This is a genomic window from Streptomyces sp. NPDC037126 (assembly GCF_055605965.1).
Map to the genome: position 1 here is coordinate 39,246 of NZ_JBVJTD010000019.1, position 17,884 is coordinate 57,129.

Below are 17,884 nucleotides of genomic sequence, written 5' to 3' on the forward strand. Positions count from 1 at the left end.
GGTCAGCCCGCGAACGCCCGCGCGAAGGCGCCCGAACGCTCGCTCACGCCACTGCAGTCGGTCGCCGCGTCGTCCCGCCCGGACTTCCCGGCCGCGCAGGCCCGGTCGCGGAACGCGGACCACATCGACACCCAGGCGATCTCCTTGTCCTCGGCGAACTTCCGTACCCGCGCGGCGTCGGCGAGCGTGAAGGTCTCCCCGTGCTTCCTCAGCTGGGCGTGGGCGGCCTTCGCGGAGGCGAGGGCGTAGCCCGCCATGTCACCGGAGTACGACTCGCCGTAGTTCATGGTCATCAGGTTGACGGTGGAGACCTGGACGTCGTACCGGTTCGCGGACTCCAGCAGCGCGAGGCCGTCCGGGTCGAGGCCCGAGGGCATCACCGGCAGGGTGAAGGAGACGTCCAGGCCGGGTGGTTCCTTCTGCAGCCGGGCAATCGCGCGTGAACGCAGGGCCACCGAGGCGGAATCGGCCAGTCCGTCGCCCTCGATGTCGAAGTCGGCCTCGGTGGCGCCGACCGCGTCCAGCGCCCGCGCGTACGCGGCGGCCAGCGCGGGGGCACTGTGGCAGACGGCGGCCATCTCCTTGCCGGAGGCCCCGCCGAAGGAGACGCGGACGTCGGCGCCGTCCTTCTTCAGCTTCGTGACACGGGACTTCACCGCGGAGTCGCCGATCGCCTCGGAGCCGTCCCACTTGGGCGTGCAGCCGCTGCCGCCGGCGATGACGAAGGCGAGGATGACGAAGGCGAGGTTGTACGCCGCCGGGGCCCCGGCGGAGTCGGTGGCCGAGGCGTCGGTCGCGCTGACATAGGGGGCGTACGCGGGGCTGTGTGCCTTGGACCCGGTTTCTACGGAACAGCCGGATGCCAACGCAAATGCGAAAGCAAATCCTGCTGTCGGTCTCCAGGAATCCTTCATCGTGTATGCACCCGTTCTCGTGACGCCTGCCGCAAAAAGGGACACAGGGTTTGCCTCCCGGGAATCTCTCGCGGAACCGTGGGCCGCGCCGCGCTTCTCCCGCCATCGGAATGCGCACCGTCGGGCGTGGTCGCCACCGCAAACATCGGCGCCCCGTCCCCGTTCCCGTCCGAATCCGTCTCCGCCCCCGCGGGCGCCGACCGACCGGAGTGCGGCGGTGGTCATGGCCGCTCCGACGTCCCCCCCTCCACGGCCGCGGGCGCGCCCCCACCCGCGTCGAACGTGCGGCAGCCAGGGTCGCGGCGCTCCGGCGGCCCCGTGGCATTCCCGCCCTCGCGCTCCTGCTCGCGTGCGGTCGGGTGGAGGACGTCGCGGCACGCGTGAAGCCCCGGCTCCCGCCGTGAGGGCGGGCTGCAACAATGAGCGGGTGACCCGCGCATCCTTGGACAAGCAGCCGCACGAAGTCGCCTCGATGTTCGACAACGTGGCGGAACGGTACGACCTGACCAACGACGTGCTGTCCCTCGGACAGGACCGGCGCTGGCGCAAGGAGGTGGCGCAGGCGGTCGACGCACGGCCCGCCCAGAAGGTCCTCGACCTCGCGGCCGGCACCGCCACTTCCTCGCTGCCCTTCGCGCGGACGGGCGCCTACGTCGTCCCCTGCGACTTCTCCCTGGGGATGCTCCAGGTGGGCAAGAGGAACCACGGCTGGCTGCCGTTCACGGCCGGCGACGCGACGAGGCTGCCGTTCAAGGACGACACCTTCGACGCCGTGACGATCTCCTTCGGTCTGCGCAACGTGCAGGACTTCGACACGGCCCTGCGGGAGATGCACCGGGTCACCCGCCCCGGTGGCCGCGTGGTGATCTGCGAGTTCTCGCACCCGACCTGGGCGCCCTTCCGGACCGTCTACACCGAGTACCTGATGCGCGCCCTGCCGCCCGTCGCGCGCGCGGTGTCCTCCAACCCGGACGCGTACGTCTACCTCGCCGAGTCCATCCGCGCCTGGCCCGACCAGCCCGCCCTCGCCGAGCGGCTGCGGAAGGCCGGCTGGTCCAGGGTGGCGTGGCGCAACCTCACCGGCGGCGTGGTCGCGCTGCACCGGGGATTCAAGGAGAGCTGAGCACCCGCCGGCGGCTCACCGGTCGATCATCTCGAAGGCGTCCCCGGGCTCGCCCAGTTCGCGCTGCATCCCGCCCGTGGGCGGCCGCGGGATGCGTGGCTCACGTACGCCCCCGCCGCCCTCGCCCTCACCGAAGTCGAACCACACGTACACCATCGAGTCCGGCGGCACCTCGGCGCCGGGCTGCGGATACTGGCGTACGACGTAGTCCACGACGGTGCGCAGGAAGTCGGGGCGGTCCGGCGCGTTGAGGAACAGGCCCCGCGCCCGGGCCGTTTCGCGCGCGTCCACGGCCATCAGACCGACCAGACGTGGAACGCGTACTTCAGGTGTTTTGGGTGTTATGCGCACAGATGTCACCCCCAGCGGTACTGGCAGGGTAACTCCCGTGCCCGCCGCCCGGAAGGCGCCGGTGTCTTTCTGTGACAGTTGACTACTTTGCGTGATTGAGGGCGAGTCGGAAGCAGAGTGCAGACTCGTCCAGGGTGGGGTGCGGGTAGGTCTCCGCCGGCTCCATGCCGAGCCGCCGGGTCACCGCGATCGACCGCTCGTTGCCCGGCCGCACCATGGCCACCACCCCCGACAGGCCCGCCGCCCGCACCCGTTCCAGGGTCTCGCGCGCCGCCGCCGTGACATAACCCCTGCCCCAGTACGCCCGGCCGAGCCGCCAGCCGATCTCCACCTCGCCGACCGGACCCCACTTGGGCCGCCAGGGCTGGGCGCCGGTGAAGCCGATGACCTCCCCGGACTCGTCCAGCAAGGTCCACAGGCAGAAGCCGAGTTCCGCGTCGTGCCGCCGCTGGCGCGCGGTGAGTTCCTCGTAGACCGACAGGGAGGCCGGTCCGCCGCCGTAGAACTCCATGACCTCGCGGTCGTCGAAGACCCGGTGCCAGGCCACCGCGTCCTCATGGGTGGGAACGCGCAGCCGTACCGCGGGGAGAGGTCGGTTCACAGGGCAGCCCTTCAGCCGGGTGATCAATTCTGCTGAATAGACTGCCCATGTCCAGTGCCGGTCGGCACGCAGATTTCGAACCTTGGGGAGATCCCGCCGTGACCGAGCCCCTCTCCGGCCACACCGCCGATGTGATCGTCGTCGGCGCGGGGCCAGCCGGCTCCACGACCGCGTACCACCTCGCCAAGGCCGGTCTCGACGTCCTGCTCCTGGAGAAGACCGAGTTCCCGCGCGAGAAGGTGTGCGGCGACGGCCTCACCCCGCGCGCGGTCAAGCAGCTCGTGGCCATGGGCATCGACATCTCCGAGGAGGCCGGCTGGCTGCGCAACAAGGGCCTGCGCATCATCGGCGGCGGCTCCCGCCTCCAGCTGGACTGGCCGGATCTGGCCTCCTTCCCGAACTACGGACTCGTCCGCAAGCGCGACGACTTCGACGAGCAGCTCGCCCGCAACGCCCAGAAGGCGGGCGCCCGCCTCCACGAGCGCTGCAACGTGAGCGGCCCCGTCATCGACGCCCGCACCGGCCGCATCACCGGCGTCACCGCCAAGCTCGGCGAGGAGAAGCGCGAGGTCACCTTCCACGCGCCGCTCGTCGTCGCCGCCGACGGCAACTCCACCCGGCTCTCCCTCGCGATGGGCCTGCACCGCCGCGAGGACCGCCCGATGGGCGTCGCGGTCCGGACGTACTTCGAGAGCCCCCGCCACGAGGACGACTACCTGGAGTCCTGGCTGGAGCTGTGGGACCGGCGCGGCTCCCAGGACCGCCTGCTGCCCGGCTACGGCTGGATCTTCGGCATGGGCGACGGCACCTCCAACGTCGGCCTCGGCGTCCTCAACACCTCCGCCTCCTTCAAGGAGCTGGACTGGCGCGAGATCCTCAAGGCCTGGTGCGCCTCGATGCCGGAGGACTGGGGCTACACCCCCGAGAACATGACCGGCCCGATCCGCGGCGCCGCCCTCCCCATGGCCTTCAACCGCCAGCCCCACTACACGAAGGGCCTGCTGCTCGTCGGCGACGCGGGCGGCCTGGTGAATCCCTTCAACGGCGAGGGCATCGCCTACGCCATGGAGTCCGGCCAGCTCGCCGCCGACGTCGTCGTCCAGGCCCACGCGCGGGCCACGCCCGCCCAGCGCGAGATCGCCCTGCAGCGCTACCCGCGCGTCCTCAAGGACACCTACGGCGGCTACTACTCGCTCGGCCGCGCCTTCGTGAAGCTCATCGGCAACCCGAAGGTCATGCAGATCGCCGCCCAGCGCGGCCTGACCCACCCGATGCTGATGAAGTTCACCCTGAAGCTGCTGGCCAACCTCACCGACCCGACGGGCGGCGACGCGATGGACCGCATCATCAACGGCCTGAGCAAGGTGGCCCCGAAGGCGTGACCAGGGCCTGTCGTTCGGATCAGGTCGGCTTGGCCCACGGTGCGTCGTCAGACGACCCGGGCGGGGTGTGATGCGCGTGCCACACCCCGCGCCGCGCGGCATGATCCGAACGACAGGCCCTGGGCGCTGAGCGAGGCGGCCTTGGCGGCCCGGCGGGCGTACACCTCGTCCCGCCGGGCCGCCATCTGCAGCAGCGCGTCCTTTTTCTCCCGCTTGGAGAGCCGATCCAGGTAGATGTACCCGTCGGTGTGGTCGGTCTCATGGGCGAGGCACCGCGCGAAGTACCCAGTGCCCTCGACGGCAAGGGCGTCGCCGTCCCTGTCCTGCCCCCGTACGACGGCCCGGTCCGGCCTGGGAAGGGTCATCACGGCGCCCGGCACCGACAGGCACCCCTCGCCCTCGCCCAGCAGCCGTCGGCCGCTCAGGGGCGTCTCCAGCACGGGATTGACGATGTGTCCGACATGCCGGTTTCCATCGTCATCGAGGCAGTCGTACACGAAAAGGCGTAGATCGGCCCCGACCTGGTTCGCCGCGAGTCCCGCCCCGTCGGCGACGTACATGGTGAGGAACATGTCGTCCACCAGGGCGGCGAGGTCGGGCCCGAACTCCGTGACGTCCCGGCACGGCCTGTGCAGCACCTCCTCGCCGACCTCCGTGATCCGGCGCACCGCTCCGCGCCCGGCCTCGGGGGCGTGGCGGGGGAACTGCTCGACGGGGCTTCCCTGCACGAACACGCGTGGCATCGCGCTGTCTCCTTCGTCCGTTGACGGCCGCCGTCCGGCGGCCCGCCCACGAGGATTCCAGGAGGGACGCGGGACGCGCCCGGGAGGCGGCCTCGCGCACCCGGGGAGCGCCGTGCGGCGTCCGGGGAGCAGCGGGGCGCGCCCAGGGGGAGTTGCGTGGCGCACGGGGAAGCAGCGGTGCGCGCCGAGGGGGAGTCGTGCGGCGCGCAGGGGAGCCGCTGGGCGGCCCGGAGGAGACGGCGGACGGCCGGGCGGTGAAGCCCCGTCGGGAACGACGCAAGGGCCGCTGCCCCCGAGCGGCTGCGGCCCTACGCGCGTAGGAGGCGGGGTGCGCTCAGAGCACCCGCACGGCCCCGGTCGGCGGGTCGTACGACAGAGGGTGCTCGCCGACGCCGCTGGAGGGGTTCTGCGCCCCGACGAACATACCGTCGCCCACGTACACCGCCACGTGGTACGCGCTGCCCGCGCTGCCCCAGTACAGGATGTCGCCCGGCTGCAGGTTGCTCAGCGAGACCTGGGTGCCGGCGGTCGACTGGTCCTGGGAGACACGCGGCAGGCTGATGCCGACCTGCTTGAAGGCCGTCTGCACCAGGCCGGAGCAGTCGTAGGCGGACGGACCGGTGGCACCGGAGACGTACGCCTTGCCGATCTGCGCCTTGACGAAGCTGACGATGGCCGCGGCCGAACCGGTGGCTGTCGACGTGCTCGTGGAGGTGGTGCTGGTGCTCGCCGTGGTGGAGAGCGTCGTCCGCTCCGCACTGCGGGAGGCGCGCGCGGCGGCCTCCTTGCGAGCGGCCTCCTCGGCCTTCTTCTTGGCCTCCGCGGCCTTCTGCTTGGCGTCGGCGAGGTCCGACTTGGCCTGCTTCGCGGCGTTCGCGGCTGCCGCGTCACGCTCGGCCTGCAGCTGGTAGTTCGCGGCGGCCTGCTGGGTGGCGTCCGCGGACTGGGCCGCCTGAGCGGCCAGGTCGGCCGTCAGGGTGGGCAGTTCGAGGGTCTGCGTCACCGGTTCGGCGGCGTTCGCCGAACCCGACGCCCCGGCAACTGCCAGGGTGCTGAGGACGCCACCGGCAACTCCCGCCCGCATCGCGAGGGACGACGCGCTGCGGCAGGGCTTCCGGTGGCTGCGTATGTGAGCGGTGTGGGACATGGGAACAACCGGTACCAGGGGCTCCTTCATATCTTCAAGAAACGTGTGCTGCGCCACAGTTGCTCAATCGAGACCCGAAATCGTGGGTGCGTCACTCTTTATTGACGCCGTAACGGACATTGCGGGCGCCCGTGATCAAGCCCTTGATCACGGTCTTTGATCATTACGTCCGAATTGCCCGCGACCTACCACTGGTTGGGTTCATTGGCCAAGCCCCGTTCTCAGGAGCTTCTCATCGATGTGGCGGAGGTCACGGAACGGCCACCGGAATGACGGCGTCCCGCGCGTGTGGAGCTCGTGAACGCGTGCACGCACCTTCACCCCCGTCCACACCGCGCCCCGGACCTCCCTCTGATGTGTGAACGCGGGCCACTATCAGGCCCCCGCGTCCAATGCCAATTTGCATGCAACGGAAGTCTCTTGATATTGAGACGACCCCTCCGGCCTGCGACGACTGGCAAAAATGTCACTTCTGGTGATCAACTGAACGCTTCGCGTATGAAGATCACTCATCATCCGACTTCATGATCCTTCGTCAGGTGGTGGAGATCACAAAGCTTGTGGAATACCCCGTGTCGCAGATCACAGAGCGGCGGGCATAAGATGCGAGGCAGTTGGGCTTGTGACCTGCTTCACATGTTCTCGATCTTCGCCCGGGACGAGCGGGGCTGGTGGGACCGGTGAGGAGGGTGTGAGCCCAGTGCAACCGCCAGCAGTCAGCGCCGACTGAGAGGAGCGAGGAGCGGTGAACGCGTATGCGCCCATCCTCGTACTGGGAGCCCTCGGGGCAGGCTTTGCGATCTTCTCCGTGGTCATGGCCACGCTGATCGGTCCGAAGCGGTACAACCGCGCCAAGCTCGAGGCCTACGAGTGCGGTATCGAGCCGACCCCCACGCCGGCCGGCGGCGGGCGCTTCCCCATCAAGTACTACCTGACGGCGATGCTCTTCATCGTCTTCGACATCGAGATCGTCTTCCTCTACCCCTGGGCCGTCACCTTCGACGCCCTGGGGATCTTCGGGCTCGTGGAGATGCTGCTCTTCGTGCTCACCGTCTTCGTCGCGTACGCGTACGTATGGCGGCGCGGCGGCCTGGAATGGGACTGAGGGGCCTTTAACGACATGGGACTCGAAGAAAAGCTGCCGAGCGGCTTCCTGCTGACGACCGTCGAGCAGGCCGCGGGCTGGGTGCGCAAGGCGTCCGTCTTCCCGGCCACCTTCGGCCTCGCCTGCTGCGCCATCGAGATGATGACCACCGGCGCCGGCCGATACGACCTGGCCCGCTTCGGCATGGAGGTCTTCCGGGGCTCGCCGCGCCAGGCGGACCTGATGATCGTCGCCGGCCGGGTCAGCCAGAAGATGGCGCCGGTCCTCAGGCAGGTCTACGACCAGATGCCCAACCCCAAGTGGGTGATCTCCATGGGCGTCTGCGCCTCCTCGGGCGGCATGTTCAACAACTACGCGATCGTCCAGGGCGTCGACCACATCGTCCCGGTCGACATCTACCTCCCGGGCTGCCCGCCCCGCCCCGAGATGCTGATGGACGCGATCCTCAAGCTCCACCAGAAGATCCAGTCCACCAAGCTCGGCGTGAACGCGGAGGAAGCGGCCCGCGAGGCGGAGGAGGCGGCGCTCAAGGCCCTGCCCACCATCGAGATGAAGGGGCTGCTGCGGTGAGCGACGCGAACGGCACCCACGGCGTCAACGGGTCCGCGAACGGGGTGAACCCCGAGAAGGACCTCTCCGCCTCCAACCTCCCCGGCCAGCGCGGCCAGGGCGGCGAGGAGATCCGCGTCCAGCGCGGCATGTTCGGCGCCAACAACGGCGGCGACACCTCCGGGTACGGCGGCCTGGTCCGCTCGGTCCGGCTCCCGGGACCGGCGACCCGCCCCTACGGCGGCTGGTTCGACGAGGTCGCCGACGAACTGGAGGGCGCCCTGGACGAGCAGGGGCTGCTCCCCGAGAACGTCATCGAGAAGACGGTGGTCGACCGCGACGAGCTCACCTTCCACATCGAACGCGAGCACCTGCTCCGCGTCGCCCGCACCCTGCGTGACGACCCCGCCCTGCGCTTCGAGCTGTGTACCGGCGTCAGCGGCGTCCACTACCTGCACGACAAGGGCCGCGAGCTGCACGCCGTCTACCACCTGCGCTCGATCACCCACAACAGGCTGATCCGCCTCGAAGTCAGCGCCCCCGACAGCGACCCGCGCATCCCGTCCCTGGTCTCCGTCTACCCGACCAACGACTGGCACGAGCGCGAGACCTACGACTTCTTCGGAATCGTCTTCGACGGTCACCCGGCCCTGACGCGGATCATGATGCCGGACGACTGGCAGGGCCACCCGCAGCGCAAGGACTACCCCCTCGGCGGCATCCCCGTCGAGTACAAGGGCGCCCAGATCCCGGCTCCGGACCAGCGGAGGTCGTACTCGTGAGCACGCAGCCAGCATCCGCGCCGTCCGCATCGGCACGCGAGACCACCGAGGGGACCGTCTACACGGTCACCGGCGGCGACTGGGACGAGGTCGTCCAGTCCGCGGCCCGTGCCGACGACGAGCGCATCGTCGTCAACATGGGTCCCCAGCACCCCTCCACCCACGGAGTGCTCCGCCTGATCCTGGAGATCGAGGGCGAGACGGTCACCGAGGCCCGCTGCGGCATCGGCTACCTGCACACCGGCATCGAGAAGAACCTCGAGTTCCGCACGTGGACGCAGGGCACCACCTTCGTCACGCGCATGGACTACCTGACGTCCTTCTTCAACGAGACCGCCTACTGCCTCGCCGTCGAGAAGCTCCTCGGCATCGAGGACCAGCTCACCGAGCGCGCCAAGATCATCCGGGTACTCCTGATGGAGCTGAACCGGATGTCCTCCCACCTGGTGTGCATCGCCACCGGCGGCATGGAGCTGGGCGCCACCACGATCATGATCTACGGATTCCGTGATCGTGAAATGATTCTCGACATCTACGAGCTCATCACGGGCCTGCGGATGAACCACGCGTACATCCGCCCCGGCGGACTCGCCCAGGACCTGCCGCCCGGCGCGGTGGACCAGATCCGCGAGTTCGTGAAGAAGATGAAGAAGAACCTCCCGGAGTACGACAAGCTCGCCACCGGGAACCCCATCTTCAAGGCCCGCATGCAGGACATCGGCTACCTCGACCTGGCCGGCTGCATGGCCCTCGGCGCGACCGGCCCGATCCTGCGCTCCACCGGCCTGCCGCACGACCTGCGCAAGACACAGCCGTACTGCGACTACGAGACGTACGACTTCGACGTCCCCACCGCCGACAGCTGTGACGCCTACGGCCGCTTCCTCGTCCGCCTGGAGGAGATGCGCCAGTCGCTCAGGATCGTCGAGCAGTGCCTGGACCGGCTCCAGCCCGGACCGGTCATGGTCGCCGACAAGAAGATCGCCTGGCCCGCCCAGCTCGCCCTGGGACCGGACGGGCTCGGCAACTCCCTCGACCACATCAAGAAGATCATGGGCACCTCCATGGAGGCCCTGATCCACCACTTCAAGCTGGTCACCGAGGGCTTCCGCGTCCCGCCGGGACAGGCGTACGCGGCCGTCGAGTCGCCCAAGGGCGAACTCGGGGTGCACGCCGTCTCCGACGGCGGCACCCGCCCCTACCGGGTCCACTTCCGCGACCCGTCCTTCACCAACCTGCAGGCCATGGCGGCGATGTGCGAAGGCGGCCAGGTCGCCGACGTGATCGTCGCCGTCGCGTCCATCGACCCCGTGATGGGAGGCGTCGACCGGTGACCACCTCTTCTTCGGAGCGGGGCGTCAGCCTGGGCATGCCCGAACTGCCCGCGCCCGCGTACCCGGACGACGTGCGGGCCCGGCTGGAGGCGGACGCGCGCGAGGTGATCGCGCGCTACCCGGACTCCCGGTCCGCCCTGCTGCCGCTCCTCCACCTCGTGCAGGCGGAGGAGGGCCACGTCACGCGCACCGGAATGCGGTTCTGCGCAGACGTGCTAGGCCTGACCACGGCCGAGGTCACCGCGGTCGCCACCTTCTACACCATGTACCGGCGCAGGCCGTCCGGTGACTACCAGGTGGGCGTGTGCACCAACACGCTGTGCGCGGTGATGGGCGGCGACGCCATCTTCGAGACCCTCCAGGAGCACCTGGGCGTCGGCAACGGCGAGACCACCGACGACGGCAAGGTCACCCTGGAGCACATCGAGTGCAACGCGGCCTGCGACTTCGCGCCGGTCGTGATGGTCAACTGGGAGTTCTTCGACAACCAGACGCCGGGCAGCGCCAAGCGTCTGGTGGACGACCTCCGGGCGGGACGGCCCGTGGAGCCCACGCGCGGGGCGCGGATGTGCACCTTCAAGGAGACCGCGCGGATTCTGGCCGGCTTCCCCGACGAGCGGCCCGGGGCCGTCGAGGAGGGCGGCAGTGCGGGACCCGCGTCGCTGGTGGGCCTTCGCCTGGCAAGGGGAGAGGCCGCACCCGCGCGCGTGGTCCATCCGCGCGACGGCGGTCCGCATGACGAACCGCAGGACCGGATGCACGAGCCGTCGCCGGCCGAGCACCTCAGTTCTCATGACGCGCCGCATCAGACATCGGCCTCCGACCCGGCCCACCCGGCAGGGCCTACCGCCGAGGAGGGGGAGTGATGACCGTGGCACCCGAACTCAAGGACTCGAGCCCCGAGAAGCTGCTCGCACCCGTGCTGTCGGCCTTCTGGGACGAGGACCGGTCCTGGACCCTCGACGTCTACCGAAGGCACGAGGGGTACGAGGGGCTCCGCAAGGCGCTCGCCATGTCACCGGACGACCTGATCGCGTACGTCAAGGACTCCGGACTGCGCGGGCGCGGCGGCGCGGGATTCCCGACCGGGATGAAGTGGCAGTTCATTCCGCAGGGAGATGGAAAACCGCACTATCTAGTTGTCAACGCCGACGAGTCGGAGCCCGGGACGTGCAAGGACATCCCGCTCCTCTTCGCGAACCCGCACAGCCTCATCGAGGGCATTGTGATCGCGTGCTATGCCATCAGGTCGTCGCATGCCTTCATCTATCTGCGTGGCGAAGTCGTCCCCGTTCTGCGGCGGTTGCACGAGGCCGTGCGCGAGGCCCACGCGGCGGGCTACCTCGGCGAGAACATCCTGGGCAGCGGGCTCGACCTGGAACTCACCGTGCATGCGGGCGCAGGCGCCTACATCTGCGGTGAGGAGACCGCACTGCTCGACTCGCTCGAAGGCCGCCGTGGTCAACCGCGGCTGCGTCCCCCCTTCCCTGCGGTGGAAGGCCTCTACGCCTGTCCGACTGTTGTGAACAACGTCGAGTCGATCGCGTCGGTTCCCGCGATCCTGAAAAACGGGAAAGACTGGTTCAGGTCGATGGGCAGCGAGAAGTCCCCGGGCTTCACGCTCTACTCGCTCAGCGGCCACGTCGCGAGCCCCGGCCAGTACGAGGCCCCGCTCGGCATCACCCTGCGTCAGCTTCTCGACATGAGCGGCGGGATGCGCTCCGGCCACCGGCTGAAGTTCTGGACGCCGGGCGGCTCCTCGACGCCGATGTTCACCGACGAGCACCTCGACGTCCCCCTCGACTACGAAGGCGTGGGCGCCGCGGGTTCCATGCTCGGCACCAAGGCCCTGCAGTGCTTCGACGAGACGACCTGTGTGGTGCGGGCGGTGACCCGCTGGACCGAGTTCTACGCCCACGAGTCCTGCGGCAAGTGCACTCCCTGCCGCGAAGGCACCTACTGGCTGGTGCAGTTGCTGCGGGACATCGAGGCCGGCAAGGGCGCCATGTCCGACCTCGACAAGCTCGCGGACATCGCCGACAACATCAACGGCAAGTCCTTCTGCGCCCTCGGCGACGGCGCCGCATCCCCGATCTTCTCCTCGCTGCAGTACTTCCGCGAGGAGTACGAGCAGCACATCACGGGCCGGGGCTGCCCCTTCGACCCGGCCAAGTCGACGGCCTGGGCGGACCGCCCGGAGGTGAACGCATGACCGTGACCACCAGCGCCCCCACAGGAGGGGGAGAGGCGGCGGTCCCGCCGGAAGACCTCGTCACGCTGACGATCGACGGCATCGAGATCAGCGTGCCCAAGGGCACCCTGGTCATCCGGGCCGCCGAGCAGCTCGGCATCGAGATCCCGCGGTTCTGCGACCACCCCCTCCTGGACCCGGCTGGCGCCTGCCGGCAGTGCATCGTCGAGGTCGAGGGCCAGCGCAAGCCGATGGCGTCCTGCACCATCACCTGCACCGACGGCATGGTGGTGAAGACGCAGCTGACCTCCCAGGCCGCCGAGAAGGCCCAGCGCGGCGTGATGGAGCTGCTGCTCATCAACCACCCGCTGGACTGCCCGGTCTGCGACAAGGGCGGCGAGTGCCCGCTGCAGAACCAGGCCATGTCGCACGGCAACGCCGAGTCCCGCTTCGACGGCAAGAAGCGCACCTACGAGAAGCCCGTACCGATCTCCACCCAGGTGCTGCTCGACCGCGAGCGCTGCGTGCTGTGCGCACGCTGCACCCGCTTCTCCAACCAGGTCGCCGGCGACCCGATGATCGAGCTGGTTGAGCGGGGCGCGCTCCAGCAGGTCGGCACGGGCGAGGGCGACCCGTTCGAGTCGTACTTCTCCGGCAACACGATCCAGATCTGCCCGGTCGGGGCGCTCACCTCGGCGGCCTATCGCTTCCGCTCCCGCCCGTTCGACCTGATCTCCTCGCCGTCGGTGTGCGAGCACTGCTCCGGCGGCTGCGCCACGCGCACCGACCACCGGCGCGGCAAGGTCATGCGGCGGCTCGCCGCCAACGACCCCGAGGTCAACGAGGAGTGGATCTGCGACAAGGGACGCTTCGCGTTCCGGTACGCGCAGCTGAAGGACCGCCTCGACACCCCGCTCGTCCGCAACGCCGACGGAGTCCTGGAACCCGCCTCCTGGCCGGAGGCGCTCGAGGCGGCCGCGCAGGGCCTGACCGCCGCCCGCTCCCGGGCCGGCGTCCTCATCGGCGGCCGGCTGACCGTCGAGGACGCCTACGCGTACAGCAAGTTCGCGCGCGTGGCGCTCGACACCAACGACATCGACTTCCGCGCGCGCGTGCACAGCGGCGAGGAGTCCGACTTCCTCGCCTCCCGTGTGGCAGGCCACGGCCGCGACCTCGACGGTACGGGCGTCACGTACACCTCCCTGGAGAAGGCACCCGCCGTCCTGCTCGTCGGCTTCGAGTCGGAGGAGGAGGCACCCGGCGTCTTCCTGCGGCTGCGCAAGGCCTGGCGCAAGCGCAAGCAGCGGGTGTTCGCGCTCGCCACCCACGCGACCCGGGGCCTGGAGAAGGCGGGCGGCACCCTGCTGCCGGCCGCTCCCGGCACCGAGACCGAGTGGCTGGACGCCCTCGCGAGCGGTGTCGGCCTGGAGGAGCCCGGTACGCGCGCCGCCGAGGCGCTGCGGGCCGAGGGCGCGGTCATCGTCGTGGGAGAGCGGCTCGCCTCGGTCGCGGGCGGCCTCACGGCCGCCGTGCGGGCCGCCACCGCGACCGGCGCCCAGCTGGTGTGGATCCCGCGCCGGGCCGGTGAGCGCGGCGCCGTCGAGGCCGGCGCGCTGCCGTCGCTGCTGCCGGGCGGCCGCCCCGCGACCGACCCGCGCGCGCGTGAGGAGGTCGCCGCCGCCTGGGGCCTCGCCGAACTCCCGCTGCGCTACGGCCGCGACACCCACCAGATCGTCGAGGCGGCCGCGGGCGGCGAACTGTCGGCGCTCGTGGTCGCCGGTGTGGAGGTCGCCGACCTGCCCGACCCGGCACGCGCGCGCAACGCGCTGGACAGCGTCGGCTTCCTGGTGTCCCTGGAGCTGCGGCCCAGCGAGGTCACCGAGCGCGCCGACGTCGTCCTGCCGGTCGCCGCCGTCGCCGAGAAGGCGGGCACCTTCCTCAACTGGGAGGGCAGGGTGCGCTTCTTCGAGGCGGCGCTCAAGCCCGACCAGATGACCCGGCGCCTCGCGCCGACCGACGGGCGCGTCCTGCAGATGCTCGCCGACGCCATGGACGTCCACCTGGGCCTGCCCGACGTGCGCACCACGCGCGCGGAGATCGACCGGCTCGGCCCCTGGGACGGCCTGCACGCCGCCGAGCCCATGGAGACCGCGGGCACACTGCCCCGTCCGGCCGCCGGCGAGGCCGTGCTCGCCGGGCACCGGCTGCTCCTCGACCAAGGCCTCCTCCAGGAGGGCGATGAAGCGCTCTCCGGGACCCGGCACGCCGCACGCGCGCGCGTGTCGGCGGCCACGGCCGCCGAGGCCGGCGTCGCGGAAGGCGACCTCCTCGCCGTCACCGGCACCGCGGGGACGACGGAACTCCCGCTCCAGATCACCGAGATGCCCGACCGGGTGGTCTGGCTCCCGCTGAACTCCGCCGGCGCCGGAGTCGCCTCCGACACCGGGGCACAGCCCGGCTCCCTCGTCCGCATCGGCCCGGCGGCACCCGCCGAAGGGGCCCCCAAGGAGGTGGAGGCATGAGCCCGTACCTCGCCGCAGAAGACCTCTCGATGTTCGGCCGCGACCCCTGGTGGCTGGTCGTCGTCAAGGCCGTCTTCTGCTTCGCCTTCCTGATGGTGACCGTGCTCTTCTCCATCGTCTGGGAGCGCAAGGTCGTCGCCTGGATGCAGCTGCGCATCGGACCCAACCGGCACGGCCCCTGGGGCATGCTCCAGTCGCTCGCCGACGGCGTGAAACTGATGCTCAAGGAAGACCTCATCGTCAAGCGCGCGGACAAGGTCGTCTACGTCCTCGCGCCGATCGTCGCGGCCATCCCGGCCTTCATGGCGATCGCGGTGATCCCCTTCGGGCCGGCCGACAACGAGATCTCGATCTTCGGCCACCGCACCACGATGCAGCTGACCGACCTGCCGATCGCGATGCTCTACATCCTCGCGGTCGCCTCCGTCGGCATCTACGGCATCGTCCTGGCGGGTTGGAGTTCCGGATCCACCTACCCGCTCCTGGGCGGCCTGCGTTCCTGCGCGCAGATGATCTCCTACGAGATCGCCATGGGCGCCGCGTTCGCCTCCGTGTTCCTCTACTCGGGGTCGATGTCGACGTCCACGATCGTCGCCCAGCAGCACGACCGCTGGTACATCCTCCTGTTGCCGGTCTCCTTCATCCTCTACATCGTCACGATGGTCGGCGAGACGAACCGCGCCCCCTTCGACATGCCGGAGTCCGAGGGCGACCTGGTCGGCGGCTTCAACACCGAGTACTCGTCCATCAAGTTCGCGATGTTCATGCTCGCCGAGTACGTGAACATGGTGACGGTCTCCGCCGTCTCCACCACGCTGTTCCTCGGCGGCTGGCGCGCCCCCTGGCCGATCAGCTCCTTCTGGGAGGGCGCGAACCACGGCTGGTGGCCGATGCTGTGGTTCGTCATCAAGGTCCAGCTGCTGCTGTTCTTCTTCATCTGGCTGCGCGGCACCCTCCCCCGGGTCCGCTACGACCAGCTGATGAAGCTCGGCTGGAAGGTCCTCATCCCGGTCTCGGTGACCTGGCTGATGCTGGTCGCGACCGTACGGGCCCTGCGCAACGAGCACTACGACTTCGCCGACATCGCCCTCTACGTCGGCGGCGGCGTACTCGCCCTGCTGCTGATCTCCTTCGTCGTCGACATGTTCCGCGAGAAGTCGAGGACGGGCGAGCAGCCCGCCGCGCAGCAGGCCGGCTTCGACCCGATGGCGGGCGGATTCCCCGTACCGCCGCTGCCCGGACAGGAGGCTCCGCCGGTGCCGAGGCGCCATCCGCGCCGCGAGCGGGAGCTGATTGTCAGTGGTGGGTCGGACACTGTCAGTGACGGATCTTCGGATGGAAAGGAGGCGTCCGATGGTTGAGGAGCCCAAGGAGACCAAGCCCGGTTTCCAGAACCCCGTGGCCGGCTTCGGCGTGACCTTCAAGGCCATGTTCAAGAAGCGGCTGACCGAGCAGTACCCGGAGCAGAAGAAGACCACGGCTCCGCGGTTCCACGGACGGCACCAGCTCAACCGCCATCCGGACGGCCTGGAGAAGTGCGTCGGCTGCGAGCTGTGCGCCTGGGCCTGCCCCGCCGACGCCATCTACGTGGAGGGTGCCGACAACACCGACGAGGAGCGCTACTCGCCGGGCGAGCGTTACGGCCGCGTCTACCAGATCAACTATGCACGCTGCATCCTGTGCGGCCTGTGCATCGAAGCGTGCCCCACGCGCGCGCTGACGATGACCAACGAGTTCGAACTGGCCGACTCCAGCCGCGCCAACCTCATCTACACCAAGGAGCAGCTGCTCGCCGGCCTCGAAGAGGGCATGGTCGACTCGCCCCACGCGATCTTCCCGGGGACGACCGAGGAGGACTACTACCGGGGCCTGGTGACACAGGCCGCGCCCGGCACAGTCCAGCAGGTCGCCCTCTCCAAGGGGGAGGTCCCGCAGGAGGCCGCGTCCACCCTCGGCGAGGACGAGCCGGCCTCGGAGAAGGTGATCGGTCGATGACCGCACAGCTCGCCGCCTACACCACCTCCACCGGTGAGGCCTTCCAGTTCTGGGTCCTGGGCACGGCCGCGGTGATCGGCGCCCTGTGCACCGTCTTCATGAAGAAGTCCGTGCACAGCGCGCTCTCCCTGGCCGGAACCATGATCGTCCTGGCGGTGTTCTACCTCGCCAACGGCGCCTACTTCCTGGGAATCGTGCAGATCGTCGTCTACACCGGCGCGATCATGATGCTGTTCCTGTTCGTGGTGATGCTCGTCGGCGTCACGGCCGCGGACTCGCTGAAGGAGACCATCAAGGGCCAGCGCTGGCTGGCCCTTCTCTGCGGGGTCGGCTTCGGTGTCCTGCTGTTCGCCGGCATCGGGAACGCCTCCCTGAAGGAATTCGCCGGCACCGGCCAGGCCAACGCCAACGGCAATGTCGAGGGCCTCGCCGCCCTCATCTTCACGAAGTACGTCTTCGCCTTCGAAATCACCGGCGCCCTGCTCATCACGGCCGCCGTCGGCGCCATGGTGCTCACCCACCGCGAGCGAACGGAACGCGCCAAGACCCAGCGCGAGCTGTCCGAAGAGCGCATCCGCGAGGGCAAGTACATTCCGCCGCTGCCCGCTCCCGGTGTCTACGCCCGGCACAACGCCGTGGACATCGCGGGCCTGCTCCCCGACGGCACCCCGTCCGAGCTGACCGTCAGCAAGACGCTCCGTGAGCGCGGCCAGATCCGTGACGTGTCCACCGAGGCGCTCAACGACCTGCGCGCACTGGAGCAGCGCGCGGAGGAGCGGCTGGAGCGCAGGGCGGTCGAACCGACGGCGTTCAAGCGGTCCGAGGAGGCGTCGAAGTGAACCCGGTCAACTACCTGTATCTCGCGGCCCTGTTGTTCACGATCGGCGCGACGGGCGTACTGATCCGGCGCAACGCCATCGTGGTCTTCATGTGCATCGAGCTGATGCTGAACGCCTGCAACCTCGCGTTCGTCGTCTTCTCCCGGATGCACGGCAACCTCGACGGCCAGATCATCGCCTTCTTCACGATGGTCGTCGCCGCCGCGGAGGTCGTGGTGGGCCTCGCGATCATCGTGTCGCTGTTCCGGACCCGCCACTCGGCCTCGGTCGACGACGCCAGCCTGATGAAGCTGTAAGGGGTCGGAA

General features: G+C 69.6%; 18 protein-coding genes. 13 read left to right on the forward strand and 5 right to left on the reverse strand.

Features of this window, described 5'->3' with window-relative positions; genetic code table 11:
• Window positions 1–2: 2 nt before the first annotated feature.
• Entirely contained in the window at window positions 3–914 is a 912-nt protein-coding gene (locus ACZ7FF_RS33040; protein WP_470816922.1) for a glycoside hydrolase family 18 protein, read from the reverse strand.
• Window positions 915–1,341: 427 nt separating this feature from the next.
• Between ACZ7FF_RS33040 and ACZ7FF_RS33045 the strand changes: the two genes are divergently transcribed.
• The gene (locus ACZ7FF_RS33045) at window positions 1,342–2,037 is read left to right on the forward strand and encodes a demethylmenaquinone methyltransferase (RefSeq protein WP_470816924.1); all 696 of its coding nucleotides are present in this window, start codon (window positions 1,342–1,344) and stop codon (window positions 2,035–2,037) included.
• 15 nt (window positions 2,038–2,052) lie between these two features.
• Here ACZ7FF_RS33045 and ACZ7FF_RS33050 read toward each other — a convergent pair whose 3' ends face one another.
• Both ACZ7FF_RS33050 and ACZ7FF_RS33055 read right to left on the reverse strand, forming a co-directional pair.
• The gene (locus ACZ7FF_RS33050; protein WP_470816925.1) at window positions 2,053–2,388 is read right to left on the reverse strand and encodes a PASTA domain-containing protein; all 336 of its coding nucleotides are present in this window, start codon (window positions 2,386–2,388) and stop codon (window positions 2,053–2,055) included.
• Between the two features lie 82 nt (window positions 2,389–2,470).
• Complete coding sequence (locus tag ACZ7FF_RS33055) at window positions 2,471–2,989, reverse strand: GNAT family N-acetyltransferase (protein WP_470816927.1); 519 nt, start codon at window positions 2,987–2,989, stop codon at window positions 2,471–2,473.
• 47 nt (window positions 2,990–3,036) lie between these two features.
• Here ACZ7FF_RS33055 and ACZ7FF_RS33060 point away from each other — a divergent pair, with 47 nt between their 5' ends.
• Window positions 3,037–4,371 carry a geranylgeranyl reductase family protein gene (locus ACZ7FF_RS33060; RefSeq protein WP_470816928.1) on the forward strand — a complete coding sequence of 445 codons (1,335 nt, stop codon included), beginning with the start codon at window positions 3,037–3,039 and terminating at the stop codon, window positions 4,369–4,371.
• 47 nt (window positions 4,372–4,418) lie between these two features.
• Here the strand turns inward: ACZ7FF_RS33060 and def are convergent, their stop codons facing one another.
• Together def and ACZ7FF_RS33070 are read right to left on the reverse strand one after the other, a co-directional pair.
• A complete protein-coding gene (def, locus tag ACZ7FF_RS33065; protein WP_470816930.1) occupies window positions 4,419–5,114 on the reverse strand; it encodes a peptide deformylase in 696 nt (231 codons plus the stop codon).
• A 334-nt stretch (window positions 5,115–5,448) separates the two neighbouring features.
• Window positions 5,449–6,261, reverse strand: a complete 813-nt coding sequence (locus ACZ7FF_RS33070; RefSeq protein ID WP_470816932.1) for a C40 family peptidase — start codon at window positions 6,259–6,261, stop codon at window positions 5,449–5,451.
• A 745-nt stretch (window positions 6,262–7,006) separates the two neighbouring features.
• Between ACZ7FF_RS33070 and ACZ7FF_RS33075 the strand changes: the two genes are divergently transcribed.
• Genes ACZ7FF_RS33075 through nuoK form a run of 11 tightly spaced genes read left to right on the forward strand, consistent with a single transcriptional unit; the run spans window position 7,007 to window position 17,874 of the window.
• Window positions 7,007–7,366, forward strand: a complete 360-nt coding sequence (locus tag ACZ7FF_RS33075) for an NADH-quinone oxidoreductase subunit A (protein WP_003992243.1) — start codon at window positions 7,007–7,009, stop codon at window positions 7,364–7,366.
• 15 nt (window positions 7,367–7,381) lie between these two features.
• A complete protein-coding gene (locus tag ACZ7FF_RS33080) occupies window positions 7,382–7,936 on the forward strand; it encodes a NuoB/complex I 20 kDa subunit family protein (RefSeq protein ID WP_009190037.1) in 555 nt (184 codons plus the stop codon).
• A complete protein-coding gene (locus tag ACZ7FF_RS33085; protein WP_470816934.1) occupies window positions 7,933–8,697 on the forward strand; it encodes an NADH-quinone oxidoreductase subunit C in 765 nt (254 codons plus the stop codon). The genes ACZ7FF_RS33080 and ACZ7FF_RS33085 overlap by 4 nt, the downstream gene beginning before the upstream one ends.
• Window positions 8,694–10,031: an NADH-quinone oxidoreductase subunit D gene (locus ACZ7FF_RS33090; RefSeq protein ID WP_470816936.1), complete on the forward strand. Its 1,338-nt coding sequence runs from the start codon at window positions 8,694–8,696 to the stop codon at window positions 10,029–10,031. Before ACZ7FF_RS33085 ends, ACZ7FF_RS33090 begins: the two co-directional genes overlap by 4 nt.
• Window positions 10,028–10,897: an NADH-quinone oxidoreductase subunit NuoE gene (gene nuoE, locus ACZ7FF_RS33095; protein ID WP_470816938.1), complete on the forward strand. Its 870-nt coding sequence runs from the start codon at window positions 10,028–10,030 to the stop codon at window positions 10,895–10,897. Before ACZ7FF_RS33090 ends, nuoE begins: the two co-directional genes overlap by 4 nt.
• Window positions 10,894–12,243 carry an NADH-quinone oxidoreductase subunit NuoF gene (gene nuoF / locus ACZ7FF_RS33100; RefSeq protein ID WP_470816940.1) on the forward strand — a complete coding sequence of 450 codons (1,350 nt, stop codon included), beginning with the start codon at window positions 10,894–10,896 and terminating at the stop codon, window positions 12,241–12,243. Before nuoE ends, nuoF begins: the two co-directional genes overlap by 4 nt.
• Window positions 12,240–14,744 carry an NADH-quinone oxidoreductase subunit G gene (locus tag ACZ7FF_RS33105; RefSeq protein ID WP_470816941.1) on the forward strand — a complete coding sequence of 835 codons (2,505 nt, stop codon included), beginning with the start codon at window positions 12,240–12,242 and terminating at the stop codon, window positions 14,742–14,744. Before nuoF ends, ACZ7FF_RS33105 begins: the two co-directional genes overlap by 4 nt.
• Window positions 14,741–16,105 (forward strand): NADH-quinone oxidoreductase subunit NuoH, encoded by a 1,365-nt coding sequence (nuoH, locus tag ACZ7FF_RS33110; protein ID WP_470816943.1) that lies wholly within the window; start codon window positions 14,741–14,743, stop codon window positions 16,103–16,105. Before ACZ7FF_RS33105 ends, nuoH begins: the two co-directional genes overlap by 4 nt.
• Entirely contained in the window at window positions 16,098–16,739 is a 642-nt protein-coding gene (gene nuoI, locus ACZ7FF_RS33115; RefSeq protein WP_470816945.1) for an NADH-quinone oxidoreductase subunit NuoI, read from the forward strand. The genes nuoH and nuoI overlap by 8 nt, the downstream gene beginning before the upstream one ends.
• Complete coding sequence (locus tag ACZ7FF_RS33120) at window positions 16,736–17,578, forward strand: NADH-quinone oxidoreductase subunit J (RefSeq protein WP_470816947.1); 843 nt, start codon at window positions 16,736–16,738, stop codon at window positions 17,576–17,578. Before nuoI ends, ACZ7FF_RS33120 begins: the two co-directional genes overlap by 4 nt.
• Window positions 17,575–17,874 (forward strand): NADH-quinone oxidoreductase subunit NuoK, encoded by a 300-nt coding sequence (nuoK, locus tag ACZ7FF_RS33125; protein ID WP_073901863.1) that lies wholly within the window; start codon window positions 17,575–17,577, stop codon window positions 17,872–17,874. Before ACZ7FF_RS33120 ends, nuoK begins: the two co-directional genes overlap by 4 nt.
• The last annotated feature ends 10 nt before the right edge of the window (window positions 17,875–17,884 follow it).